Genomic DNA, 23,465 nt, shown 5'->3' on the forward strand with positions numbered 1-23,465 from the left:
AAGAAAAAAGCGGGGCTGTTTCCAGCCCCGCAGAAAGCTGCTCAGCAGCCCATCAGCATATCCTGCCCACGCCGTGGTGGAGTTGCTTTTTTCTCCTCGGACTTGATTTCGACCGTGTCGCCTTTTGACAGGTCGGAAGCTTTGCCCTTGTTGATCTCGATGGTCACGGTTTTCCCCTTCACATCGACCACTTTGCCCTGAAGTTCAGCGGAAACTGCCATTCCAGCGGCGTAGAGTGCGATTATGGATACCAGAAAAACAATTGAAATTCTTTTGGCCATCATTCTGTGCTCCTTATTCGGTGGTATTTTAGAACATCAGCTGAAGCTGAGCGGTGAGGGTGGAAAAGTTCTCCGTGGTAACTCCGCCGAAGGTGCCTTCCTGATCGAAGTCAACCTTTGAGTACTCAAGAGTCAGTTTCAGATCCTGCCCACGCAGATAGTAATTCACGCCGACACTGTTCCAGTCAACTTCCTGGCCAATAACGCCATTCAGGCTGGCAAACGACCAGTTTTCACTGCGGGCGAAGAACTGCAGGGGCAGATTGGGCAGCATATAACCGGCCTTGATGTATCCACCGTTCTTTTCGCCGTTCAGGCCGATTGTGGCAGGATCGGGGTTGGCACCCTGGTAGGCGTCATCCAGATCGTAATCCACGTAGGCCGCGGAAACCGTGAATGTCCCCACGTCTTCCACCGGGTACTCAAAGAACAGATCCACCGTCCAGGCGCGGTAGTCAACCGGGTCGCTGCTGCCAGCCACATCAGCGTAGGCCACCTCGTCTTCCATCTGGTAGGCCGCGCCAATGGTCAGAACGCGGCGTTCACCCAGGTAGGTGCCCTTGTAGCCATATCCTGCTTCAGGATCCAGAAGGGAAACGTGGGCACGGGCACTGTAACGGAAGTTGGAATTGGGCGCTGACTCAGCGTCATTGCGGCCGTTCATGACATCAAAGCGGTACTGGAACATATTGTCCGCCAGATTTCCCCACACCGCCACGCCCTTGTCACGGGTGCCACTGCTGGCCAGGGGAGCGCGCAGCATGGCGGAGCGATCAAGGGTCAGAGGTTCTTCACATGACTCCAGGTTTTCGCGGGTCAGGTTGTACTTGAATTTCCCCACCCATACATTCAGGCTGGGGCTCTGACGAAAGCGCATGACGGCATCCAGGATGCGGAAATCCGAATTGTTGCCGTCGCTGACGTTCATGGGAGTGATATTGTTGTCTTCGTTGAACTCGGTCTGCACATAGAGGCTGAAATTGCTTCCGTAGGCTCCCATCAGGGCCAGGCGGTTGCGGCGGAAGTTGAATTCACTGGTATTGCCCGTCCCGTCAGAGCCGGAACCGGTGTCGCGGAGATTCATCTGGAACTGGGCCTTGTAGTCGAGTTTCATCAGCCCCTGATCCTCAGGTCCGAAGGACCAGATCGGGCCGGCCAGAGCCGGTGTTGCCAGCATCGACAAGCCAGCCATAAGGGACGCGGATTTTGCTATTTTCACGAGGCTACCTCCTGGGTTGATCAATGGTTCTGGAATATCAGCAGCCGGAAGCTTCACCACCGCCAACACTGGTTGGAGGTGCGGAAACAGGGCTCATGTACTCACGATCCTCGTTCTCAATCTGGTTGGCACGGGGATCATCAATGGCGCGATAGAGGGCATTGAGCTTGGGGTCGATCACTAATGTTCCGCTATAGGTTAGTGTGGTGTTGGAGCGTCCATGCAGATCTGTTCTCCATGCGTCAGATGCGATCTGCCCACTTGCTCTATTCATATAGGCATTCCATTGATTGGCAGAGCCATCAAAGACGGCGGCAGGCCAGCCGAGAACGGCATCCAGGGCTACGAAGCTGGGCATGCAGCTTGTGCCGGTAACACAGTGGGTGATGCTGACGAGGCTCTGGTCAAAATCTGCCGGGAATACTGCCAGGAGGTCGTCTCCTGTTTTGAGTTTTGCGATTCCGTTTTCCGTAACAGAAAAACTGGCAGCACCAATGCCGATAGCGTGAGTTATAATGGGTGTTTCAGTTGTCTGCTAGATAATATTCACTGTTCTTGTGGTGTCTGCTGCCATGCTGGCGATATTGGCGTCCACTGCCTGCAGCATTTCGCCGATGGAATAACGGAGTTCCTCTTTGAGTGCGCCATTTTCACGTACACTGAAATTTGAGTTGCTGGCCAGAGTGGCAGCATCGGTCAGGTCATAGGTGGCTGCATCCCAGAGATTTTCCGTTACAGCTGCTGTCCAGGCGTTATTTCCTCCGTTAAGCAGCTTGATGCGGTCTTTTGGAAAGCCCCAGTAGCGCAGGTGGAAGTAGGCACGACCAACATTATTATAGCTGGTGCCGTCAAAGGAGAGCACAATCGTTGAGTGGCGACTCACGCCGGCTCTTTGCAGAAGATCATCCATGGTGGCGCCATTAACAGTCATTGTGGTGCTTTCCCCAAGCCCTTCCAGGCGGGTAGCGTTCAATTCTGTTGTTCTGTCCCACAGGTGGGCGCCTGGAATTTTTGCGGCAGCATAATCGGCAGGTGCGCTTACCTGCAGAATAACCACATTTTCACTGTGGGCAGCGGCATTCACCAGTCCCCGATCCATCCAGGACTTCAGGGTCGCTGGTTCGATAAGGGGAGTCGGGGTGAGCGTCAGCGTCTGCTTGGTATGGTTTGTGTAGCTGTCGGAGCCACTGCAGCCGACGATCAGCAGGCCTGTTGCCAGGATCATGGCCAGCAGCAGAACCAGTTTACTCTGCTTCAATGGGGTGAAAAACATTTTCATGATACCTCCATCCTTCTTCATAGTGTTTGTCTCTCCATGGGTGCTGTGCACCGGTAAACGGGTGAATATGCCTCCTTCTTGAGTGTCGGGAACGTGCTGAATGTTTTGCAACCATCACGTGAAATGTTTCCCAAATTAATACTATGCAAGAATTGCCATATTGTCAAGAAGAAGTATGCATGAAGGGCCATAATGAAATATACCCGTTACATGGAGAAGTGGTAAGGCAATGCGCATGAGAATTTCAAGATAAAGTATTGTAAGATAGGCGCATGAGTTTTAATGGCGAAAACGCCATATATGTTTAAGCTCTTTGAAGAAAATATATTTAATGGAGCTGGTGAGCTTTTTTCGGTGCCTCTCCGTTAAGGAGTGTACAAGCCCCAAATGGTACAGTAACGCATCAGTCAGCCTCTTGATGTCCTTGCCGTTTCGGAGTAAAGCTATGGCAGATGCCCGTTGGCATACGTATTTCTCAAAGGTGCATTATGCTGCTCTATAGTATGACGGTGTTGTGTGTCCTCATCAGCGCCATCGTCAATTTTTCCCGCACCCGCGAGGGTATTGTCAAAGGCGGCAGAATGTTCGCCAATCTCCTGCCGCCGCTGCTGGCCATACTGGCTCCCCTTGCGATAGCACTCAGTCTGCTTGACCCCGCTTCCATCGAAAGGTGGCTTGGGCAGACTTCCGGCCTGGTAGCCTACCTTGGAGCGGCCCTGCTGGGAGCGGTGGTCATGATGCCTGGCTTTGTAGCTTTTCCCATCGCCGCGCTCCTGCTGAACAATGGCGTTGCCTATCCCATTATCGCCGTCTTCGTCACGTCACTGATGATGGTGGGGGTGGTGACTCTCCCCCTGGAGCGGCAGTACTTTGGCTGGCGCATAGCCCTGGCCCGCAATGGCCTGAGCTTTGTGGGTTCCCTGGTGATCGGGGTGCTCATGTGGCTGCTGTGGGGGATGTTATGAGCGGCTACCTGGCACAGCATCGCCGCAGCCTTGCTGTAGTCGTTCTCTTTGCTTTGGGAGTCGGACTCTCCCATGTGCTTGACTGGACTATCGGGGTGCAGATTGGGCTGAGTTTTGGCGACTCCCTGCTGGAAGTCCTCTCCGTGCTGCCGGCTGTCTTTATTCTCATCGGACTGATGGATGTGTGGATTCCCCGGGATTTTGTCCAGCGCCACACCGGGCAGGACGCCGGGCTCATCTCCATGCTGTGGATGGTGCTGCTGGCCATGTTCCAGGCCGGACCCCTCTATGTGGCCTTTCCTATCGTCTATCTCATGTGGAAAAAGGGCACCAGTGTGCGCAATATCTTTGTGTATATCGGGGCCTTCTCCACCATGAAGCTGCCCATGCTGGGCTTTGAAATCACCTTTCTGGGGCTGCAGTTCACCATTGTGCGCTCCCTGGTGACCCTGCCAGTGTTTATTGTCATTGCCATTATCATGGATCGCTGGTTCCACGAAAGCTTTACGGTGCTGGAGGGAGGCGAAGGCAGGGGGAGGTGACAGGAGGAGTATCTGGTACAGCCTGTTCCGAGGATTTGAATCTTTTTCAAGTGGAAACTTCCGCTTTGGTTGGGATGGTCGGGAAAGTATTTTCAGGGATGGGATCACTATAGTACAGTGGCATTTTCCGCTACAGCAAGTGAACTTCTGGAAGGGGTGATTCCATGGGATACCGTATTGTATTGTTGCTTGGTTTTCTGTTGTGCCTGGTGCCGGTTGCGCTGGCTGGTGAATTTCCGGAAAACATGATCCAGTTTGAGGTCAGCGCTGAAGGGGAGGTGGAAAACGACACCATCACCGTAATGCTGCGATATCAGACTCAGTCTGCCCAGCCCTCTGTGGCGGCCGATGAGGTGAATCGCACCATGGAGTGGATGCAGCGTCAGCTGGGCTCCTTTGCTGATGTCAAGAGCCGCCACCGTGGCTACCGCACCACTCCCCTGCCCCAGAGTGCTGAACAGCGGGGCCGCGAACCGATCATCTGGCAGGTGCAGCAGGAGGTGGAGCTGCGCTCCACAAATATCGTTCAGATGCAGCAGGCCATTGCGCGCCTGCAGGAGAGGCTGGCGGTGACTTCCGTGGTATTTTCTCCCTCACCTCAGTTACATGACCGGCAAAGCGATGCGTTGACCCGTCAGGCGTTGCAGAAGTTTCGCCAGCAGGCGGAGCTGATTCGCAAGGAACTGGGGGCCAGGAGCTATCGCCTGGGTCAGCTGCACGTGAACAGTTACAGCCAGGAGCCTCCCCGCGATATGTTCCTGCAGCGCAGCAGCGCGGAGGTGAGCACCATGTCCATCGCGCCGCCGGCCATGGAATCTGGCAGCAGCCGCATTCAGGTGCGGGTGGGGGGGAGCATTTTCCTCGACTTCTAGCAGCCTGCTAGCAGGAGTTACCCTTCGTCACCTGGCGAAGCGGGGAATTCTATGTGGAAGCACGCGCCACCGTTACGGTTTTCGACGCTGATCGTTCCCTTCAGTCGCTCCTGCACCAGCATGCGGGCGATATAGAGCCCAATCCCCATTCCGTCTGTTTTGCCGCTTACAGAGGGCTCGAATATTTTCCCTTGTAAGTGGGAAGCGATCCCGCCGCCATTATCGGCAACAGACAAGGCAACCCGCCCATTGGCGCACCTGAGGGTCACCTGGATGCGAGGCTCGTCTACCCGACGCAGCTGAAAGGTATCCAGGGCGTTTTCCATCAGCACCATGGTGGCATGGACCAGTGCTGTGGGGTGGCTTACGACCTGGCATGGCTTGTCCGGAAAGGTGTAGTGGACATCAACGCCCTGCTGTAACAGTCTTTCATGAAGGATTGCCAGCACATGCTTGATCATGGTGTGGGGGAAAAAGGCCTCACAGTTTGTATTGGCGGAATAAAAGCTGCGGAAGTCTTCAATGGTTCCGCCCATGGTGGCCAGGCACTGGTGCATGTACTCAAGCACCTGATTGATGCGCTGATCATGGGAGGTGGGTTCACCCTTTGCTTCCTGGTATACCTCCAGTTCACTCACCAACGCGCCTATGCGTGCCAGGGGCGAGCGCCACTGGTGGGCCACCATCCCCACTGAGCGTCCCACGCTTGCAAAACGGGACTGTTCCACCAGAAGCTGGCGCTGCATTTCGTGCTCACGGTGCTGGTCACGGGCCTGCTTGGCAATGGCCAGGGAGAGCATGATAACCAGCAGGGTCTGGCCAATGGGCATGGACCAGAACACCAGTCTGAGGTCGCTGATCAGACCATACTGGGCCAGGGAAATTATGCCGGCCAGGAAGACCACAAAGAGCACCTGCCCCATCAGAAAAAGCCAGCTGCCACTGAGCCCTCTCCTGATTGCCAGCACCCCGGCGCTCACCAGAGCGGTATAGGTGGAAACAAGCAACAGCTGCATCATGGTGGTTTTGGTGTAGATTTGCGGATACCACGGTGCCGCGGCAAAGAGGAGAAGAAGCAGGCCAGTCAGGGCAGCCAGAGACTTCAGGCATTTGTCCATCAGGGGCATAGTGCGGTGGGTTTCCAGGAAAAAGATGCATAGCAGCAGCAGAAAGAGGATTCCGCCGGCAACCATGATCCAATTACCGTAAAACCAGATCTGTGGAGACACTCCCAGGGAAATGATGCGCGCAACCCCGCTGTAACCCATCATAAATCCGAAGGCGCAGAAGCAGTAGCCCAGATAGAACAGGATACTGCCGCGTCGCATTATCAATCCGCTCATCAGGCTGTAGATTGCCATGGCCGCCAGCAGGCCAAAGTACAGCCCCCACTTGAACAGTTCCGTCACCTGCCCACGTGAATACTCCGCCGGGGAAGCCACCTGCCAGGCAGCCTCAATGGCTCCCCGCGTTTCCAGGCGGGTCAGCAGGGTGTAGGTTTGGCCCGGCTCAACAGAAAGCAGCAGGTGACCAAACTGACTGGCCTTATGCTGGTTCCGCTCGTCAGAAAAGAAGCCTAGTTTCCTGTGGAACGCGAAGCCGTGCTCAGTTTCCACAAACACATCAATAAAATTGACGAAGGGGCGTTGGTTGTACAGTACAATCTCCTGCGCCCTGGGGTGGGAGTTGGTAATGTTCAGGCGCGTCCAGATGGGATAACTCAGATAGCCAAGATTGCTGCGTTCCAGGGGAAGCCACTCCTGGCTCTCCCTGGCTGAGGCGTAGGTATGCTGGCGCTGCAGATCGGGCAGATACTCCATGTATGGCAGCAGGGATCCATGATCATCCATATAGCCAGCATCAAAGGCCGCCGCCTGCCCACTGGCTGACGAAATCCAGAACAGCAAAGTGGTACCCAGAACCACCAGCAGGCGCGCAGGCCAGCACCCCTGGCTAATCATTTGCCGTCAAAGCTCTGCAGGGGTTATACGCCCATATCATACCATATGCCTCCCGCATCAGTACTTCCATTCGTCCGAGACAGGATATAACAATTACCAACATTATTCATATTTTGCAACTATTCAGGGGGCTGTTACGGGAGCGCCGCGAACGGGCGAGAGCCATATCTTCGCTTTCACAGCTGATCATTGATATCTCTGCGACTCCCCTTCCCTGGTGTCAAATCTGCGCAGTGGGTCTTCCGGTCCTTCTTGGCCCCTTGTATATGGACTTCGTTTGCCACTTTGGATCCGCAAAAGTGGCGTAAAAGCGGCCCCTAGTGCTGTCCTTTTCGTGCGGTCAAAAATGACAATATCCGGATGAATCAAGCATCTAAAAACAATACTGTTGCCGCGTGGTAAATATCAGGACAATAGTGCCTTAACCCAGGGCAACAAGGTGCGAAACTTCAGTTCTTACCACTATTTTCATATTTTACATTTTTTTTACATTCCGCTGATAGTTCCATGACACCGGGATCGTATCCTCTCTGCAGTTTTAATTGCACAAACGCATGGAAAAAACGCAAGGAGAAGATGCATGAAAGTCAAAGGCGTAATGAAAGGACTGGCCACCCTGCTGGTATCGGCAAGCGTACTGGCCGTCACCGCCACAGCCCAGGTCGATCCCAAGCTTCCTACCTACAAGGAAACCCGTGGTGTTTCCGGTAACCTGTCCAGTATTGGTTCCGACACCCTGAACAACCTGATGACCCTGTGGGCTGAGGAGTTCCAGGGCTTCTACCCCAATGTGAACATCCAGATCCAGGGTGCCGGTACTTCCACCGCACCTCCCGCTCTGACAGAGGGAACTTCCAACTTCGGCCCCATGAGCCGTGGCCTGCGCGACACGGAGAAGGCGGCCTTTGAGCAGCGTCATGGATATCCCCCCGTACTGGTACCCGTGGCCATCGACATGGTTGCGGTGTTTGTCAACAAGGACAACCCCATCCAGGGCCTGTCTATTCCCCAGATTGACGCCATTTTCTCGTCCACCCGCCGTTGCGGACTGGGTAATGACATCAACCGCTGGGGCCAGGTTGGCCTGACAGGTGCCTGGAACAACCGTGACATCACTTTGTACAGCCGTAACGCCGTTTCCGGCACCTATGGCTTCTTCCGTCAGCACGCCATGTGTGATGGTGACTTCAAAGACAGCATCAACGAGCAGCCTGGCTCCTCTTCTGTTGTTCAGGGTGTCACTGAATCCCTGAATGGCATTGGCTACTCCGGTATTGGCTACCGCACTTCCGGTGTACGCGTGGTTCCCATTGCCCGTGAGCATGGCGGAAAATTTGCTGAAGCCACTGCCGAGAATGCTGCCAGCGGCGATTACCCCCTGGCCCGCTACCTGTACCTGGCTGTAAACAAGCACCCCAACCGTCCCCTGCCTCCCATGGAGCGTGAGTTCCTGAAGATGGTTCTCTCCAAGCAGGGTCAGGACGTGGTAAACCGCGATGGCTTTGTGCCCCTGCCCGAGTCAGTGGCTGGCAAAATCCGCAAAGATCTTGGCCTTGACTGATAGCGTCTGACGTCTCTTGCCCCCCCAGAGCCGTTGCGGGAGACCGCAACGGCTTGTGGTGCGTGAGGGGGCAGACACCTTGTTTTTCTCCTTGCAAATATAGAACTGGTTGAGGGAGTAACCTTCCATGACAACACGAACAGCCAACGGGTCATCTATTCTGCCCAGTCCCGAGCGGCGGGAGAAGTTGCGTAAGTGGCGCGGCTTCAAGGACCACGGCACCAAGTATGGGGTCGCCTTTGGTGGCTTCAGCGTTATCGGAGCTCTGGCTCTGATTTTTATTTTTCTGTTTATCGAGGTTCTGCCCATCTTCCGGCCGGCGACTATGGAGTTCAAGGCCCAGCACAGTGTGGCAGCCACAAGTGGCGCGGAAGTGCTGCTCACGTCGGTGGACCGTTATCTGGAAGTGGGGGTGAGTTTTGATCGCTCCGGCCGGGTGCTGTTCTTTGAGCCTTACGAAGGCCGGACTCTCCTGGAGGAGCAGATCTCCTTTGGTGCCGGGGAACAGGTGACCAGCTTTGCCCATGCCGAGGAGCGCACCGGCCTGGTGGCCTTTGGTCTGGATAATGGCAAGGCGCTGGTGGTGAGCCACGCCTACGACCTTTCCTACCCCGATGATGTGCGCCTGGTCACCCCCAAGCTGGAGTATGTGCTGGGGGAAGAGGCCGTAGTGGTGGATGCCCAGGGGCAGCCCCTGGAGGTTCTGGCTATTCAGCGCGGGCCGCGGGGCTACATTGTGGCGGGCTCCACGGCTGATGGCCGCCTGCTGCTGGTGGTCTACGGTACCCAGACCCACTTTATGACGGGAGCGGTGACGGTAACCCGTACGGCCTATGAACTGGAAAATCCCGGAAGTACCATTCAGAGTATTCTCCTTGATAATATGATGCAGGCCATGTACGTGGCCGATGACCGTGGCCATGTCCACTACTACGACATCAGCACCCCCTCCAGCGCCCACCTGGTCAACAGCACCCGCGTGGTGGCTGAAGGGCAGACCATCAGCTCCATCGCTTTCCTGCTGGGCACCGTGTCCATCGTGGTGGGCAGCAGCGATGGCAGCGTGGCCCAATGGTTTCTGATGCGGGACGCGGAAAACGTCCGCAACCTGACCCATATCCGGGAATTTGACTCCCACAGCGCCCCCATTACTGCCATTACGGCGGAGCATGCCCGCAAGGGATTTGTCACCGGCGATGCCAGCGGAGTGATAAAAGTGCACTATGGCACCTCGTCCCGCACCCTGCTGGCGGAGAAAATATTTGATGGCAGGCCGGTGCAGGCCATGGGTCTGGCCCCGCGCAACAACGGCTTCATTGCCGCCGATGACCGTAATCAGCTGCGTTTTTACGAGCTGCGCAACCCCCACCCCCAGGTTTCCTGGGCGGCCCTGTGGGAAAAGGTCATGTACGAAGGGCGCAGCGAAGCTGATTTTGTCTGGCAGTCCTCATCGGCCACCGACGAATTTGAGTCCAAGTTCAGCCTGGTGCCCATGACCGTGGGAACCATCAAGGCGGCCTTCTACGCCATGCTTTTTGCGGTTCCCCTGGCGGTGATGGGCGCCATCTATACCGCCTACTTCATGAGTCCCAAGATGCGCGGGCTGGTCAAGCCCATCATTGAGATCATGGAAGCCCTGCCCACCGTTATTCTCGGCTTCCTGGCCGGTTTGTGGCTGGCACCCTTTGTGGAAAACAACCTGCCCTCGGTGTTCAGCGTCCTGCTGCTGATGCCCCTGGGTATGATTGCCTTTGCCTATCTGTGGACCAAGGTCCGCCCCCGTCTCATGCACATCGTGCCCGATGGCTGGGAGAGTGCCCTGCTGATCCCCGTGATCCTGGTAATCGGCTGGGCCTGTGTCACCGCCAGCCCCTTTATCGAGATATGGTTCTTCGATGGCAGCATGCGTCAGTGGTTCACGGAAAATGGCATAACCTATGACCAGCGCAACGCCCTGGTGGTAGGTATTGCCATGGGCTTTGCCGTCATCCCCACCATCTTCTCCATTGCCGAGGACGCCATCTTCACCGTGCCCAAGCACCTGACCCAGGGTTCCCTTGCTCTGGGAGCCACCCCCTGGCAGACCGTGACCAAGGTGGTTCTGCTGACCGCCAGCCCCGGCATCTTCTCGGCTATCATGATCGGCCTGGGTCGCGCCGTGGGTGAGACCATGATCGTGCTCATGGCCACGGGCAACAGTCCGGTGGTCAACTTCAATATCTTTGAAGGCATGCGCACCCTGTCAGCCAATATCGCGGTGGAAATGGCGGAGACGGCCGTGGGCAGCACCCACTACCGCATCCTCTACCTGTCGGCGCTGGTGCTCTTCGCCTTGACGTTTGTGGTGAACACCATCGCGGAGCTGGTAAGGCAGCGGCTGCGGAAGCGTTATGCCTCGCTGTAACAGGAGCATGGAAATGAATAACTCTACAGAGGCAGGCAGCAGCCTGCGGCAGGTGTGAATATGAGAAAATGGTTTAATTCGGGAACCCCCTGGATCTGGCTGAATGCCGGGGCTGTCACCATCAGCCTGGTGATGGTGCTGGGACTGTTGGGACTGATTGCCGTGCGCGGTCTCTCCCACTTCTGGCCCGCCACGGTCTATGAAATCACCTACGACCACCCCGACCAGGGCATTGTACAGGTTATCGGCGAACTGAGCCGTTCCGAGACCCAGACGGCCACCCGCATACGCGAAGCGGGCCACTATGTCCCCGAGGAGCTGGATCTGGTGGAGCGTCACCTGTTCAAGCAGGGCAACCGGGATCTGACCGGGCGCGATTTCCTGTGGTATCTGGATTTCCGTATCAAGGACTGGCAGGCCCCCAAGGACCTGATGGTGCTGGAGCGCATGGAGTGGGGTAACTTCTATGGTCGTCTGATCAATGTGAAGGAGCGCGGTGAAATCGTTGCTTCCGGTGAAGAAGCCTGGGGCGAACTGCAGGAACGCCTTAAGCGCAGCTTGACCCTGGCGGCTCAGATGAACCACCTGGAGCGCTACGACATCGGCAGCATCAACTTCCGTATCGAGCAGGTACGTCTGGACCAGCGTCGCCTGGAACTGCAGAGGGAGCGCTTCACTCCGGAGGAAATTACCACTCGCCTGGCCGAGCTGGATGCCCAGCTTGCCAGTCTGGATGACGAGTACAGCGTCCTTCACCGCGATCTGATGGCCCTGCGCCAGCAGGCCGCCCGCGACAGCATCACCGCCCTGGTCATGGATGGCAGTGAACTGGAGATTCCCCTGGCCCACATCGTGCGGGCCTATCGCCCCAACGCCATGGGTGTGTTCCAGAAAATGGGTCACTATGCTGCCGAGTTCAAAGACTTTGTCACCGGCTATCCCCGCGAGGCCAACACCGAAGGGGGCATTCTGCCCGCCATATTTGGTACGGTCATGATGGTTATCGTCATGTCCATCGTGGTCACACCCCTTGGCGTGCTGGCGGCCATCTACTTGCGCGAATACGCCAAGCAGGGGCCCATCGTGCGCACCATCCGCATCGCCGTGAACAACCTGGCCGGGGTGCCGTCCATCGTCTTTGGCGTCTTTGGCCTGGGTTTCTTCGTCTACTTCCTGGGGGGCAATATCGACCGCCTCTTCTACCCCGAGGCTCTGCCCGCGCCCACCTTTGGTACGCCGGGACTGATCTGGGCCTCCCTGACCCTGGCCCTGCTGACCCTGCCGGTGGTGATTGTCTCCACTGAGGAGGGCCTGACCCGCATACCCAGCACCATCCGCAATGGCAGCCTGGCTCTGGGGGCCACCAAGTCGGAAACCCTGTGGAAGGTCATAGTCCCCCTTTCGGCCCCTGCCATGATGACGGGGCTGATTCTGGCCGTGGCCCGCGCCGCCGGAGAAGTGGCTCCCCTGATGCTGGTGGGCGTGGTCAAACTGGCCCCCAACCTGCCCATTGACGGGAACTTCCCCTATCTCCACCTGGAGCGCAAGTTCATGCACCTGGGCTTCCATATCTACGATGTGGGCTTCCAGAGCCCCAACGTGGAAGCGGCCCGGCCCCTGGTATACGCCACGGCCCTGACCCTGGTGCTGATCATCGTAGTGCTGAACCTGACGGCCATTGCCATACGGAATCATCTGCGGGAGAAGTATCGCAGTGACAGCGACTAAACCGGCGCTGGCAAGTGCCTTGTCAAAACAGGAAAGGCACTGCCTCTCGCCAAGCCGCAAAGACGCCAAGGCGGAAAATGCAGGTCAAGATCTTTCTTTGCGACTTTGCGGCTTGAGTGAGCGGAGCGAACGGGCGTGAGTCATGGTTTTGACTGCTGGAAAAAACCCTTGATTCACAACGAATGTCACTCTCCTGATGTTTTATCAGAACTCTGAATAAAGGACGGATACCATGACGGAAAAAGATAAAAACTTTACCCACAGTGGCATTGGAGCCGACTTCTTCGCCGGCAAGCCCGCTGATGCCACCAACCTCAAGGACGAAAAGATCTCCTTCGAGGTAAAGGACCTCAACCTCTTCTACGGCAGCGATCAGGCTCTGAAAAACATTAACCTGCAGATTCCCCGTTACCGGGTTACGGCGTTCATCGGCCCCAGTGGCTGCGGAAAGTCCACTCTGCTGCGCTGCTTCAATCGCATGAACGACCTTATTGATATCTGCCGCATCGAAGGGCAGATTCTGCTGGAGGGGCAGGATATTCACGACAAGAAGGTGGACGTGGTGGAGCTGCGCCGCAAGGTGGGCATGGTGTTCCAGAAGCCCAACCCTTTCCCCAAGTCCATTTATGAAAACATCGCCTATGGCCTGCGCCTGCAGGGAGTGCGTAACCGCTCCCAGCTGGACGAGGTGGTGGAGCAGTCCCTCAAGCGTGCCGCCCTGTGGGATGAGGTGAAAGATCGCCTCAAGGAGAACGCCTTCGGCCTCTCCGGTGGTCAGCAGCAGCGCCTGGTTATTGCCCGCGCCATTGCCATTCAGCCCGAGGTGATCCTGCTGGATGAGCCGGCTTCGGCCCTGGATCCCATCTCCACGGCCAAAATCGAGGAGCTGATCTACGAGCTGCGTAACGACTATACCATTGTCATCGTTACCCACAACATGCAGCAGGCGGCCCGCGTGTCCTACTATACGGCCTTTCTGCACATGGGCGAGCTGGTGGAGTTCGGCAACACCGCCGCCCTGTTCACCAATCCCAAGAAGAAGCAGACTGAGGATTATATTACCGGACGTTACGGATAGTCGGGCTGCTTCCTGAGCGGCATCTTTCCTCGCTCCCTGCCATCTCTTACTGACTTATGAAGGGGTATGACCCATGAATATCGACAAAAATATCCATCGCACCCATATTTCCAAGCAGTTTAACGAAAGCCTGGACAATATCATCAATGGCCTTCTGGACATGGGGAACCTGGCCCGCACCCAGCTGAAAAGTGCGGTGCAGGCGTTGCTGGAGGAGAACCGTGAACTGGCGGAAACGGTCAATGCCAATGACCGGGAAGTGGATGCCATGGAAGTGGCTATCGACAATGAGTGTACCGAGATCATCGTGCGACGCCAGCCAGCAGCTTCCGACCTGCGGCTGATTCTGGCTGTGGCGCGCTCCAGCCGCGATCTGGAACGTATTGGCGACGAGGCGGCCAAGGTGGCCCGCCGCGCCCTCTCCCTGATGGAAGAGGGGCGTCCGGTGGTGGGCTACTCGGAAGTGCGCCAGCTTGCAGATCTGGTACTCTCCATGCTGGACACGGCCCTGTTGGCCTTCAGCGACTTTGATGCGGACACGGCGCTGCGGGTCATGCACCAGGACAAGGATGTGGACGCGGAGTACAAGCGGGCCATGCGCTCGCTGGTCATGCATATGATGGAAGATCCGCGCTGCATCTCCCAGACTCTCAATATCATCTGGATTCTGCGAGCCCTGGAACGTATTGGCGACCACGCCGAAAACATAGCAGAATATGTAATTTACCTTGCCAAGGGCATGGATGTACGGCATAAAAGCCTGAAGAAGATCGAGAAAGAACTGTCAAAACAGCAAAGCAAGAGCGACTCCCATGAAAAACCGTGACGATGCCTTCCTCACCCTTAAGTCCCTGATTGCAGACATGAGTACCCATACGGTCAGTATGATAGAGAATGCCATCAAGGCGCTGGTCACACGGGATTCCGTGCTGGCCCAGCAGGTGCTGGACTCGGACGATCAGATCAATAATCTGGATATCACCATTGATGATATCTGCATGAAAATCATGGCCCTCTACGAGCCAAAAGCCAAGGACCTGCGCCATATTCTGACCGTCTCGCGCATCATCAACGACCTGGAGCGCATTGCCGACCACTGCACCTCCATCTGTCGCGAGGTGATTCACCTCAACCAGGTTCCCCAGGTCAAGCCCTATATCGACATTCCCCGCATGGGAGAAGCGGCAGCCGACATGCTGCGCGGCGCCATCGACTGCTACTTCCACCGCGATACGGACAAGGCCCTGGAGGTCATCCGGCGCGATGACGCCGTGGATGAGTTTCAGGCCCAGATCGTGCGGGAGCTGCTGACGTATATTCTGGAGGATGTGCGCAAGACGCAACCGGTAATCTGGCTGATCTTCATCACCCGCCGCATTGAGCGCATCGGCGACCACGCCAGCAATATTGCCGAGCAGGTGTACTTCATGGAAACGGGGAAGGTCATCCGCCATCGCAAATTTGTCCAGAATGGAAAGGATAACAGCCATGAACCGGATTCTGCTGATTGAGGACCAGGAAGAACTCAGGGAGCTGGTGGAATACAACCTGGTGCGCGACGGCCAGTTTCAGGTGGAGTCGGTGGACAACGCCAATGACGCCCTGATGATGCTGGAAGATATCGAGGTGGATCTGATTCTGCTGGATCTGATGCTGCCGGGGCTCAGTGGCCTTGAATTTCTGCGCATCCTCAAGAACTCGGTGGAACGCAGCGAAATCCCGGTCATCATCATCTCCGCCAAGAGCGGCGAGCAGGATATTGTCACGGGCCTGAGCCTGGGAGCAGACGACTACATCACCAAGCCCTTCAGCATGAAAGTCCTCAAGGCCAAGGTGGACGCGGTGCTGCGCCGGGCCTTGCACCATGATAACCGCACCGTCGCCTATGGCAGCATCTCCATTGACATGGAGACCCACAAAGCCTATGTGGATGGGAATGAAGTGGTGCTGACCATGAAGGAATTCGAGCTGCTGCATCTGTTCCTCAAGCGCCCCAAAAAGGTCTTCCACCGCAATCAGCTGCTCAGCTCCATCTGGGGATATGATTCCGAAGTATACACCCGTACCGTGGACGCCCATATATCCTCTTTGCGCAAGAAACTGGGGGACAAAGGCAAGATGATCCGTTCCATCCCCAAGGTCGGCTACGGAATGGATCTCTAGCAGGCTGCCGCCCCTCCCCCATCTGCGGCGTTACCCGCAGCTGCTCGTCGCAGCAACGAGGGAGTACGCTTCACTCCTTGCTTTGCGGGCGCCTTGCACCTGTAGGTTTTTCAATTGCCTGCATGTTCACTGGGGGGGGACTGACTTCTTCTGCCTCTCCCCCGTGGGCTGGCCCAGCCAGGACGCGCTGACTGGAACGCGGTAGACCCGCAGGGTTGACGCCACGATGGCGGCAACCGCAAACCAAAAGCCACGGAGGGCGGTTGTTTGCGGTCCCCAGTTCCAGGCAAGCGGACGGCTGAAAAGGACAGCACTGGGGGTCGCTTTTGCGCCACTTTTGGCGACCCAAAAGTGGCAAAGAAACAAAATATGCCATGCAACAGAAAACCGATTCGGTAGCTTCACGCTCAACCAAGCGTACCCGCGAATCTACTCCCTGTACGTCGCAGTGACGAGCGATGACCGGCAACGCAGCAGATGGGCCTCTTTGAGCAGCCTGCTGCCGGATCTCCAGAACAGGTGAGAAACGATCCGGAAAAACGGGCGTTGGGGGGCGCGTTTTTGTGTACTTTTTGGTGCGCCAGGGTAAAAAGTACATAGTATTCTATGCATCGAAAAATGAACCTGACCTTAGGTAGGAAAGTTACTCACCATGAGCTCATTCGCACGCGTATTCCTCATCATCGCCATTCCCATGGCCCTGGCCATTCTGCCGCTGGTGTACATAGCCAACGGCATCGTGATGGATGGTGCCCGCAAGAACCTCATGGAAGAGATGAAGACCAAGTGGGCTATCATGGCGGCTCTGGAAATACCCCAGGAGTACAACCGGGAATTTCACGACCGCCTGCGCGCCATGGCTCGCACCACCAGCCTGCGTACTACGCTTATTCATACCGATGGGAGCGTAACTTACGACTCCCATGTGACAGCAGCTCAGATGGAGCAGATTGCCAACCACAGCCAGCGCCCCGAGGTGCTGGATGCCCTGGAGCTGGGGGAGAGTTACTTCACGCGTATCAGCACCACTATCCACAAGGAGATGGTTTACTATGCCAAGCCCCTGGAGGATGGCCGTATTCTGCGCATCTCCTACCCCACCACCTATATCACCCGTCTGGAGCAGGATGCCCGCGAGCGCAGCCTGATCTTCCTGCTGATGTTGCTGGCCGCCACGGCACTGGTTTCCGCCTATCTGGCCCGGAAAATCTCTTTGCCCATCCAGCGCCTGAGCTATATCGCCGAGGCAGTGGAATCGGGACGCAGCTCCATCCACTTCCCTCACTTCCGCGACCCTACCATGGCCAAGATTTCCCACCTCATCGCCCGCATCTACCACGCCATGATCGCCAAGCAGGAGCGCCTGCGTGAAGAGCAGGAGAAGCTGGAGAATATCTTTGGTATCCTTGAGGAGGGAATTATCCTGGTGGATCGGGACAACACCATCCTGCACTCCAACCCCAAGTCCCAGGAGTTCCTGGGAGTTGAATTCCACGTGGGCAGCAACCTTCTGGGGGACATCCAGGACTTCCAGGTCATCAGCTTTCTGCGGGAGATCCTGGAGTCAGAAGAGAATAACCTGTGGGACAAGCGCCGCTTCCGCGACCGGGTGTACGAGGTGAATCTGCGGGTACTGGCCAAGGAGAAGCTCATCGCCTTCTTCGATGTCACCGAGGAAGACAAGTACGAACGCTACAAGACAGAACTGGTGGGGAATATCTCCCATGAACTGCGTACGCCCATCACCATGATCATGGGCTACGCCGAAACCCTGCTCAGCGACCCCGATCTGCCCACCGAAAGGCGTGAGCGCTTTCTGCGCATTATTTACAAAAGCTCTCACTCCCTCAGTGCCCTGATTGAAGATGTGCTGCAGCTCAACCGCCTGGAGCAAACCGGGCAGGAGTTCGCCATAGATGAACCCCTGCTGATGGAAGACGTCATCCTGACCCTACGGGAGCGCTTCGCCACCATTACCAGCAAGGTTATCCACTATGACGTGCCAGGAGGCATGCAGGTATGGTGCACCTACGAGCATGTTCTCAGCATCCTCTCCAATCTCATCGATAACGCCATGAAGTATTCCTCCGGAAGCACGATTCATGTGCGCGTCCATCAGAAACCGCCCCATCTGGTGCTGGAAGTGGAGGACGAAGGTCCGGCCATTCCCGCCAAAGAACGCGAACGCATCTTTGAGCGCTTCTATACCGTGTCCCAGTCCCGCAATCGGGCCAAGAGCGGCACGGGAGTCGGCCTTTCCATCGTCAAGCATATCGTGCACGCCTATGGCGGGCGCGTGGATATCAGCGAAAGTCGGCAACATGGCAATATTTTTACCGTCAGGTTGGTGGAAAAGCGGGAGAAGAGGTCTGAGATTTTGTGATGGGCAAGAGCGCACCGCGAATGAATGCACAATAGATGGGATAAAAAGGCGGTTACTGCGCTGTTGAAAACGGCTGCTTCACACAATAAAAGACGATCCACTGTCCACGCATGGCCATTTCCCATTCACGTCTATGGGCGTTCATTTGCGATAACTTCCGTGGCTTCTGCAACTTTCCGCTGTAAGCGATGTTCCTATCCGTGTATACTCAGGGAAATTGTCTGTGCGAGGGAATATGAAGCGCATCTATATCGTATCCGATGGAACGGGGCAGAGTGCGATCAACCTGATCAAGGCGGCGCTGGCCCAGTTTGATGAAAAGCATAAGACGGTGCTGACGGTGAATGCCAAGATCGACAGTCAGCAGAAGATGCTGCAGCTTCTGGAAGAGGCGCGCAGCGAGCAGGTGCTTGTGGCCTGTACCGTGGTAAAGAAGGATCTGCGCGAGTTTGCTGCGGCTTACTGCCGGGAACACTCCCTGCCGTTTCTGGATATTATTGGTCCATCGCTGGATATGCTGAGCCAGTACATGGAGAGCGCTCCCCTGGAGAATCCCAATATCTTCCGCAAAGTGGACGACCGGTATTTCCGGCGTATTGAAGCCATGGAATATACTCTGGCCCACGACGATGGAAAGAATCTCGATGGCCTGGATAAGGCGGATATCGTGTTGCTGGGCCTTTCCCGCACTTCCAAGACGCCGACGTCCTTTGTGCTGGCCCAGCATGGCCACAAGGTGCTGAATATTCCGCTGATTCCCCAGGTTCCCCTGTCTGAGAAGCTCTTTGAAGTGGATCAGAATCGCATTGTCTGTCTGATCATGGACCCAGATGTCCTGCAGAAAGTGCGCAGCAAGCGTTTGCGGCACTATCGGGCCCAGAGCACGTACACCAATCTGGCGGATATTTTTGAGGAAGTAGAATTTGTCCATGAGCTGTGCCGGCGCAATCGGCAGTGGCATATTGTCAATACGACAAATAAATCGGTGGAAGAGACGGCCCGCGAGGTTATCCATGCGGTCTTCGGTCGTGATACCGAGCTGTGAGGAGCATTCGTCACTGAATCAGCAGTGTAACGATACCTATTCGCTCAAGGGGCGAATGTCTCCTTGGATTGGTACATCCCCTATTTTGGTTGCTTGTTGCGCGGCATTTATCTATGATGATTTTTTGTAAACTTGTGTCTGGTTAATGAAGTACTTCAGATTGAAGGGGTTCCCATGGCTGAGCTCAGGAGCATACTGATTGTCGACGACAGCCGCTTTTCCCAGGCGCTGATAGAAAATCTGATCCTTGAGAAGCACCCCGACTGGATGGTGGAGAAGGCGGCCCATGGCGAGGACGCTCTGGCCAAGGCGGCCACTTCCGACTTTGACCTGATTACCATTGACTATAATATGCCGGGAATGAATGGTATCGAGCTGGTGGAAAAGCTGCGTCAGGCCGGGTGCCAGGCGCACCTGATTCTGCTGACTGCCAATGTGCAGGAGAGCATGTCCCAGCGGGCGCACTCCCTGGATATCGGTTTTGTCAAAAAACCCATAACCCCTGAAAGTATGGCTCAGGTTCTGACCTACCTGGAGTAGCTCTTATGGCACACCCTCCGCGTCTGACGCCTTTGCAGCACGATGCCATTGTGGAAATTTTCAATATCGGTATCGGCCAGGCTGCTGCGGTCATGAGTTCCATGGTGAACGAAGAGGTTATCCTCTCGGTGCCATCGGTGTATTTCTTTTCCCGTCGTGAACTTTCCCAGTACCTCAACAAGGAGTCTGTGCGCAATGTCTGCGGAGTCGTGCAGCACTTTCAGGGCATTTTCAATGCGGATACGGTTCTGCTCTTTCCCGAGGATAAAAGTCTCGAGCTGGTGCGGCTGATGGTGGGAGACACCATGCCCCACGAGCAGATGTCGGAGATGGAGCAGGAAGCGATGACGGAAATCGGCAATATTATTCTCAATGCCTGTATCAGCGCCATTGCGTCGCTGTTCAGGGGAGAATTCACCAGCTCGCTTCCCGTCTTTCATGCCGGAAGCTTCTCCAACATCCTCCAGCTGGATGTCACTCCATCGGATGGTCAACATGAAGACGATGTCGTGCTCATGTTGCTGATTGACTTCAAGCTGGAATCGAAATCCATTCACGGGCATGTGGCGTTCATGTTGGATGCCCCATCGTTTGATGACTTTATCGCGCAGGTTGATCACTTTATTCACAACAGGTAAGCATACTCTATTCTCTACAGGAAAAACGCCCCATGCACGAGTCCGTTCTCCACAACCTCATGATTGGCCTGTTTGTCCTGAACAAGGATCGGACAGTTGTCTTCTGGAACCGGTGGATGGCGCAGTTTTCTGGAATCAGTGGGTCAGCAGCTCTGGGCAAAACGTTGGGGGATATTTTCGTCGAGCCGGTCAACGGCCGCTTTTCCCTGGCGCTGGAGGACGCGTTGCGCGGCCACTCCTCGCTGCTCTCCCACTCTCTCAACAAGGCGCCTCTGCCTCTGTACGCCTCAAACCAGATGCGACTCAGCGAAACCCGTATTCAGCAGCAGATCTGTATTGCGCCGATCCGGGACCAGCAACAGGAGCTCTTTGTGGCGGTGCAGGTGGTTGACGTGAGCGCGGCGGAGCACCGTGAGCGCCTGCTGCGTAACAGTGATCGTCGCCTGCGCACGCTGATTGACGCGTTGCCCGATTTTGTCTGCTTCCGTGATCGCGAAGACCGCTGGCAGGAGGCCAACCGCTCAGCTGTGGATCTGCTTGAGCTCCCTGCGGGATTCCGTGGGAAAAGTGACCAGGAGCTCTTTGGTGAGATCCCCCTGCCGCTGCGCATCCAGGGAAACCATGAATCCGTGACGCTCCAGCGCCCCGAAGGGGCCATCAGCTTTGATGTCAGCCGGCTGCCCATTGACGATCAGGGTGAGCTGGTCATCGGTCGTGATGTCACCAATTACAAACGGGTAGAAGCGCAGCTGCGGGAACTGAATCAAAACCTGGAAAAACGTGTACGGGAGGAGACGGACAAGCGCCTGAACCAGCAGCGCCTGCTGGTGCAGACTTCCAAGATGGCGGCCATGGGCGAGATGATTCAGGCCATTGCCCACCAGTGGAAACAGCCCTTGAACATCATCGCCTTTCTCATGCAGAACCTGCGCGACATCAGTCGCAACAGCACCCTTGAGCCCCAGGCCCTTGAAGACGCCATTGAGAAAACCCTGCAGCAGGTCAGCTTCATGGTGGGTACCGTTGACGATTTCAAGAATTTCTTTGATCCCGATAAGCAGAAAGTCTCCTTTTCCCTGCTCAAGGCGGTGCGTGAAGTGGACGCTATTCTCGGGGAGCAGCTGCGCACCAGCAACATCAAGGTGGTGTATCAGGATGCCGAGCAGGCCAGCGCGGCAAAGATCATCGGCTATCCCAACGAGTTCAAGCAGGTGATCCTGAGCCTCTTTAACAATGCCAAGGACGCCTTTATGGAGCGTGAAGGCAGGGCAGAGGTGCGCGATCCCTTCACAATCGGTGTCGAGATTGAACCCTTGAACGGCAATCGCTACGCCGTCACCATCCGTGATAACGCGGGTGGCATCCCTCCCCATATCATGGACAAACTCTTTACCCCCTACTTCACCACCAAGCAGGCGGGAACGGGTATCGGGCTCTCCCTCTGCAAGACGATCATCGAGGATCACTTCGGCGGTTCCATCACCCCTGGAAACTGGGAGCGCGGCGCTTTTTTCCGCATCGAGCTGCGCAATCCCTGAATGCTTTCCCGCTTACCTGTGACTCCGGTGAGAGTCATTGCCATTTTGGAACTTATCGCTTGCAACAAGCGTGTTTGCTGGCTAAAATTCCGTAAGCATACGAAATACCTACCCTGGGAGAGTTCCCATGTCTTTTCGTTTTTTCCGTCGCATCAGGTTGGCTCCGGGCATTTCCCTCAATCTCAGCAAATCCGGTGGCTCCATATCTCTGGGTCCCCGCGGTGCCCGAATGACGGTGGGGCATCGTGGTGTGCGTACAACACTGGGTTTGCCAGGGAGCGGCCTCTACTATACGGACCATGAGTCCTGGGCACAGCTCTCCCGCCGCAACAGCTCAGCGGTGGCACCGTCGCGGGAGACCGTCTGTGATCCCAGCGTGGTGCAGCAGACCCTGCACCTGGGTTTCTTTCGGCGCCTCGTTACCCCAGCCAGGGAAATCGCCTTTATCAACGGGTTGCGGCATTTTGTGGAGGGGAACTTTCTGGAGGCCCTCCACGCTTTCGAGCGAGGCCGCAATGCTGCTGATAATGCTTTTATGGTGGGATTCTGCCAGCTCAAGAGCAGCCGTTTCCAGGACGCGGTGCAGACGCTTACCAGGGTTGAAGAGCAGCATCACCTCCTGGGGCAGCTTTTCGAGAAGTACCGGTTGAATCTGCGTTTTGATCTCTCCATTACAGAGGAAGTGACGGCTCATATCACCCCGTCGCGTCGCGGCGTGCTGCTGGCGCTGGCCGAGGCACACCAGGAGCTGCAGCAGTATGACGCGGCCCAGGCGTGTCTGCAGACCCTTCTGAAGCTCAACCCAGACGACGTGGTGGTGCGGGTATCCCTGGTGGAGATTATGCTGGAGACGATTCCGGAGGAGTCGACCGTCTGGGAGATGGTGGAATCCGACGGTATTGCCGCCCGCAAGTGTGTGCGAAGGCCTACGGATCCGGCCGCCTGGCAGGAAGTGGTGGATCTTTGCGAAAATGTGGAGAATGAGAGCTCCGTTCACAGTGTACTGATGCTTTACAAGGCACGGGCCCTGCAGAGGCTGGGGCAGCTGGCAGAGGCTCGGGATACCCTGACCGCGGCACTGCGCCGCCGCAAGGATCGCAGTGAAATCGTGCTGCGCTCGCTGCGCTATGAGCGGGCACTGGTATACGAACTCATGGGAGAAAAGGCCCGCGCCCGCGAGGAGTTCTCCCGGATACTGGCGGAAGATCCCGGCTTTGAAGATGTCGCTGAGCGCCTGCAAGGCTGAGAAGCGGGCAGCTTTCCCCCTG

21 protein-coding genes are annotated in these 23,465 nt (G+C 56.2%); 16 read left to right on the plus strand and 5 right to left on the minus strand.

Annotated features, from left to right (window positions below):
- Positions 1-41: 41 nt before the first annotated feature.
- The 4 genes from extJ to extH all read right to left on the minus strand — a co-directional run bounded on the left by extJ (position 42) and on the right by extH (position 2,779).
- The gene (gene extJ, locus ACZ46I_RS03985; protein WP_041726168.1) at positions 42-284 is read right to left on the minus strand and encodes a selenite/tellurite reduction operon protein ExtJ; all 243 of its coding nucleotides are present in this window, start codon (positions 282-284) and stop codon (positions 42-44) included.
- Positions 285-309: 25 nt separating this feature from the next.
- A complete protein-coding gene (gene extI, locus ACZ46I_RS03990; protein WP_013507178.1) occupies positions 310-1,500 on the minus strand; it encodes a selenite/tellurite reduction operon porin ExtI in 1,191 nt (396 codons plus the stop codon).
- A gap of 37 nt (positions 1,501-1,537) precedes the next feature.
- Positions 1,538-1,858, minus strand: a complete 321-nt coding sequence (locus tag ACZ46I_RS03995) for a hypothetical protein (RefSeq protein WP_464281489.1) — start codon at positions 1,856-1,858, stop codon at positions 1,538-1,540.
- 177 nt (positions 1,859-2,035) lie between these two features.
- Positions 2,036-2,779 carry a selenite/tellurite reduction operon rhodanese-like protein ExtH gene (gene extH, locus ACZ46I_RS04000; RefSeq protein ID WP_464281490.1) on the minus strand — a complete coding sequence of 248 codons (744 nt, stop codon included), beginning with the start codon at positions 2,777-2,779 and terminating at the stop codon, positions 2,036-2,038.
- A 488-nt stretch (positions 2,780-3,267) separates the two neighbouring features.
- On the opposite strand from extH, the gene ACZ46I_RS04005 reads away from it, so the two are divergent.
- From ACZ46I_RS04005 to ACZ46I_RS04015, 3 genes are all read left to right on the plus strand, one after another.
- The gene (locus ACZ46I_RS04005) at positions 3,268-3,744 is read left to right on the plus strand and encodes a hypothetical protein (protein WP_013507176.1); all 477 of its coding nucleotides are present in this window, start codon (positions 3,268-3,270) and stop codon (positions 3,742-3,744) included.
- Entirely contained in the window at positions 3,741-4,286 is a 546-nt protein-coding gene (locus ACZ46I_RS04010) for a permease (RefSeq protein ID WP_464281491.1), read from the plus strand. The genes ACZ46I_RS04005 and ACZ46I_RS04010 overlap by 4 nt, the downstream gene beginning before the upstream one ends.
- A gap of 164 nt (positions 4,287-4,450) precedes the next feature.
- Positions 4,451-5,158 carry an SIMPL domain-containing protein gene (locus ACZ46I_RS04015; protein WP_226508290.1) on the plus strand — a complete coding sequence of 236 codons (708 nt, stop codon included), beginning with the start codon at positions 4,451-4,453 and terminating at the stop codon, positions 5,156-5,158.
- A gap of 17 nt (positions 5,159-5,175) precedes the next feature.
- Here ACZ46I_RS04015 and ACZ46I_RS04020 read toward each other — a convergent pair whose 3' ends face one another.
- Complete coding sequence (locus ACZ46I_RS04020) at positions 5,176-7,119, minus strand: sensor histidine kinase (protein ID WP_464281492.1); 1,944 nt, start codon at positions 7,117-7,119, stop codon at positions 5,176-5,178.
- A gap of 580 nt (positions 7,120-7,699) precedes the next feature.
- On the opposite strand from ACZ46I_RS04020, the gene ACZ46I_RS04025 reads away from it, so the two are divergent.
- From ACZ46I_RS04025 to ACZ46I_RS04085, 13 genes are all read left to right on the plus strand, one after another.
- Positions 7,700-8,680, plus strand: coding sequence for a PstS family phosphate ABC transporter substrate-binding protein (locus tag ACZ46I_RS04025; RefSeq protein ID WP_464281493.1), 981 nt, complete (start codon positions 7,700-7,702; stop codon positions 8,678-8,680).
- A 127-nt stretch (positions 8,681-8,807) separates the two neighbouring features.
- Positions 8,808-11,084, plus strand: a complete 2,277-nt coding sequence (locus tag ACZ46I_RS04030; RefSeq protein ID WP_464281494.1) for an ABC transporter permease subunit — start codon at positions 8,808-8,810, stop codon at positions 11,082-11,084.
- A gap of 60 nt (positions 11,085-11,144) precedes the next feature.
- On the plus strand, positions 11,145-12,812 hold the full coding sequence (gene pstA, locus ACZ46I_RS04035; RefSeq protein ID WP_464281495.1) for a phosphate ABC transporter permease PstA: 1,668 nt from the start codon (positions 11,145-11,147) through the stop codon (positions 12,810-12,812).
- Positions 12,813-13,044: 232 nt separating this feature from the next.
- Positions 13,045-13,890 carry a phosphate ABC transporter ATP-binding protein PstB gene (gene pstB, locus ACZ46I_RS04040; RefSeq protein ID WP_013507167.1) on the plus strand — a complete coding sequence of 282 codons (846 nt, stop codon included), beginning with the start codon at positions 13,045-13,047 and terminating at the stop codon, positions 13,888-13,890.
- A 73-nt stretch (positions 13,891-13,963) separates the two neighbouring features.
- Positions 13,964-14,716 carry a phosphate signaling complex protein PhoU gene (gene phoU / locus ACZ46I_RS04045; RefSeq protein ID WP_013507166.1) on the plus strand — a complete coding sequence of 251 codons (753 nt, stop codon included), beginning with the start codon at positions 13,964-13,966 and terminating at the stop codon, positions 14,714-14,716.
- Entirely contained in the window at positions 14,703-15,401 is a 699-nt protein-coding gene (gene phoU, locus ACZ46I_RS04050; RefSeq protein WP_464281496.1) for a phosphate signaling complex protein PhoU, read from the plus strand. Before phoU (ACZ46I_RS04045) ends, phoU (ACZ46I_RS04050) begins: the two co-directional genes overlap by 14 nt.
- Positions 15,379-16,053: a response regulator gene (locus ACZ46I_RS04055; protein ID WP_013507164.1), complete on the plus strand. Its 675-nt coding sequence runs from the start codon at positions 15,379-15,381 to the stop codon at positions 16,051-16,053. The genes phoU (ACZ46I_RS04050) and ACZ46I_RS04055 overlap by 23 nt, the downstream gene beginning before the upstream one ends.
- A gap of 652 nt (positions 16,054-16,705) precedes the next feature.
- Complete coding sequence (locus ACZ46I_RS04060; protein WP_464281497.1) at positions 16,706-18,436, plus strand: sensor histidine kinase; 1,731 nt, start codon at positions 16,706-16,708, stop codon at positions 18,434-18,436.
- A 235-nt stretch (positions 18,437-18,671) separates the two neighbouring features.
- Positions 18,672-19,481, plus strand: a complete 810-nt coding sequence (locus ACZ46I_RS04065; RefSeq protein WP_013507161.1) for a pyruvate, water dikinase regulatory protein — start codon at positions 18,672-18,674, stop codon at positions 19,479-19,481.
- Positions 19,482-19,655: 174 nt separating this feature from the next.
- Positions 19,656-20,021, plus strand: coding sequence for a response regulator (locus tag ACZ46I_RS04070; RefSeq protein ID WP_464281498.1), 366 nt, complete (start codon positions 19,656-19,658; stop codon positions 20,019-20,021).
- Between the two features lie 5 nt (positions 20,022-20,026).
- Positions 20,027-20,659 carry a chemotaxis protein CheC gene (locus ACZ46I_RS04075; RefSeq protein WP_013507159.1) on the plus strand — a complete coding sequence of 211 codons (633 nt, stop codon included), beginning with the start codon at positions 20,027-20,029 and terminating at the stop codon, positions 20,657-20,659.
- 32 nt (positions 20,660-20,691) lie between these two features.
- Positions 20,692-22,197: a PAS domain-containing sensor histidine kinase gene (locus ACZ46I_RS04080; protein ID WP_464281499.1), complete on the plus strand. Its 1,506-nt coding sequence runs from the start codon at positions 20,692-20,694 to the stop codon at positions 22,195-22,197.
- 127 nt (positions 22,198-22,324) lie between these two features.
- A complete protein-coding gene (locus tag ACZ46I_RS04085) occupies positions 22,325-23,443 on the plus strand; it encodes a DUF4236 domain-containing protein (RefSeq protein ID WP_464281500.1) in 1,119 nt (372 codons plus the stop codon).
- The last annotated feature ends 22 nt before the right edge of the window (positions 23,444-23,465 follow it).

This window comes from Desulfurispirillum alkaliphilum (genome assembly GCF_055378285.1).

Bases quoted from the DNA above. Each gene is read 5' to 3' on its own strand.
- extJ (WP_041726168.1), bottom strand. From the start codon at position 284: ATGATGGCCAAAAGAATTTCAATTGTTTTTCTGGTATCCATAATCGCA.
- ACZ46I_RS03995 (WP_464281489.1), bottom strand. From the start codon at position 1,858: ATGCCCAGCTTCGTAGCCCTGGATGCCGTTCTCGGCTGGCCTGCCGCC.
- extH (WP_464281490.1), bottom strand. From the start codon at position 2,779: ATGAAAATGTTTTTCACCCCATTGAAGCAGAGTAAACTGGTTCTGCTG.
- ACZ46I_RS04005 (WP_013507176.1), top strand. From the start codon at position 3,268: ATGCTGCTCTATAGTATGACGGTGTTGTGTGTCCTCATCAGCGCCATC.
- ACZ46I_RS04010 (WP_464281491.1), top strand. From the start codon at position 3,741: ATGAGCGGCTACCTGGCACAGCATCGCCGCAGCCTTGCTGTAGTCGTT.
- ACZ46I_RS04015 (WP_226508290.1), top strand. From the start codon at position 4,451: ATGGGATACCGTATTGTATTGTTGCTTGGTTTTCTGTTGTGCCTGGTG.
- ACZ46I_RS04020 (WP_464281492.1), bottom strand. From the start codon at position 7,119: ATGATTAGCCAGGGGTGCTGGCCTGCGCGCCTGCTGGTGGTTCTGGGT.
- ACZ46I_RS04025 (WP_464281493.1), top strand. From the start codon at position 7,700: ATGAAAGTCAAAGGCGTAATGAAAGGACTGGCCACCCTGCTGGTATCG.
- ACZ46I_RS04030 (WP_464281494.1), top strand. From the start codon at position 8,808: ATGACAACACGAACAGCCAACGGGTCATCTATTCTGCCCAGTCCCGAG.
- pstA (WP_464281495.1), top strand. From the start codon at position 11,145: ATGAGAAAATGGTTTAATTCGGGAACCCCCTGGATCTGGCTGAATGCC.
- pstB (WP_013507167.1), top strand. From the start codon at position 13,045: ATGACGGAAAAAGATAAAAACTTTACCCACAGTGGCATTGGAGCCGAC.
- phoU (WP_013507166.1), top strand. From the start codon at position 13,964: ATGAATATCGACAAAAATATCCATCGCACCCATATTTCCAAGCAGTTT.
- phoU (WP_464281496.1), top strand. From the start codon at position 14,703: ATGAAAAACCGTGACGATGCCTTCCTCACCCTTAAGTCCCTGATTGCA.
- ACZ46I_RS04055 (WP_013507164.1), top strand. From the start codon at position 15,379: ATGAACCGGATTCTGCTGATTGAGGACCAGGAAGAACTCAGGGAGCTG.
- ACZ46I_RS04060 (WP_464281497.1), top strand. From the start codon at position 16,706: ATGAGCTCATTCGCACGCGTATTCCTCATCATCGCCATTCCCATGGCC.
- ACZ46I_RS04065 (WP_013507161.1), top strand. From the start codon at position 18,672: ATGAAGCGCATCTATATCGTATCCGATGGAACGGGGCAGAGTGCGATC.
- ACZ46I_RS04070 (WP_464281498.1), top strand. From the start codon at position 19,656: ATGGCTGAGCTCAGGAGCATACTGATTGTCGACGACAGCCGCTTTTCC.
- ACZ46I_RS04075 (WP_013507159.1), top strand. From the start codon at position 20,027: ATGGCACACCCTCCGCGTCTGACGCCTTTGCAGCACGATGCCATTGTG.
- ACZ46I_RS04080 (WP_464281499.1), top strand. From the start codon at position 20,692: ATGCACGAGTCCGTTCTCCACAACCTCATGATTGGCCTGTTTGTCCTG.
- ACZ46I_RS04085 (WP_464281500.1), top strand. From the start codon at position 22,325: ATGTCTTTTCGTTTTTTCCGTCGCATCAGGTTGGCTCCGGGCATTTCC.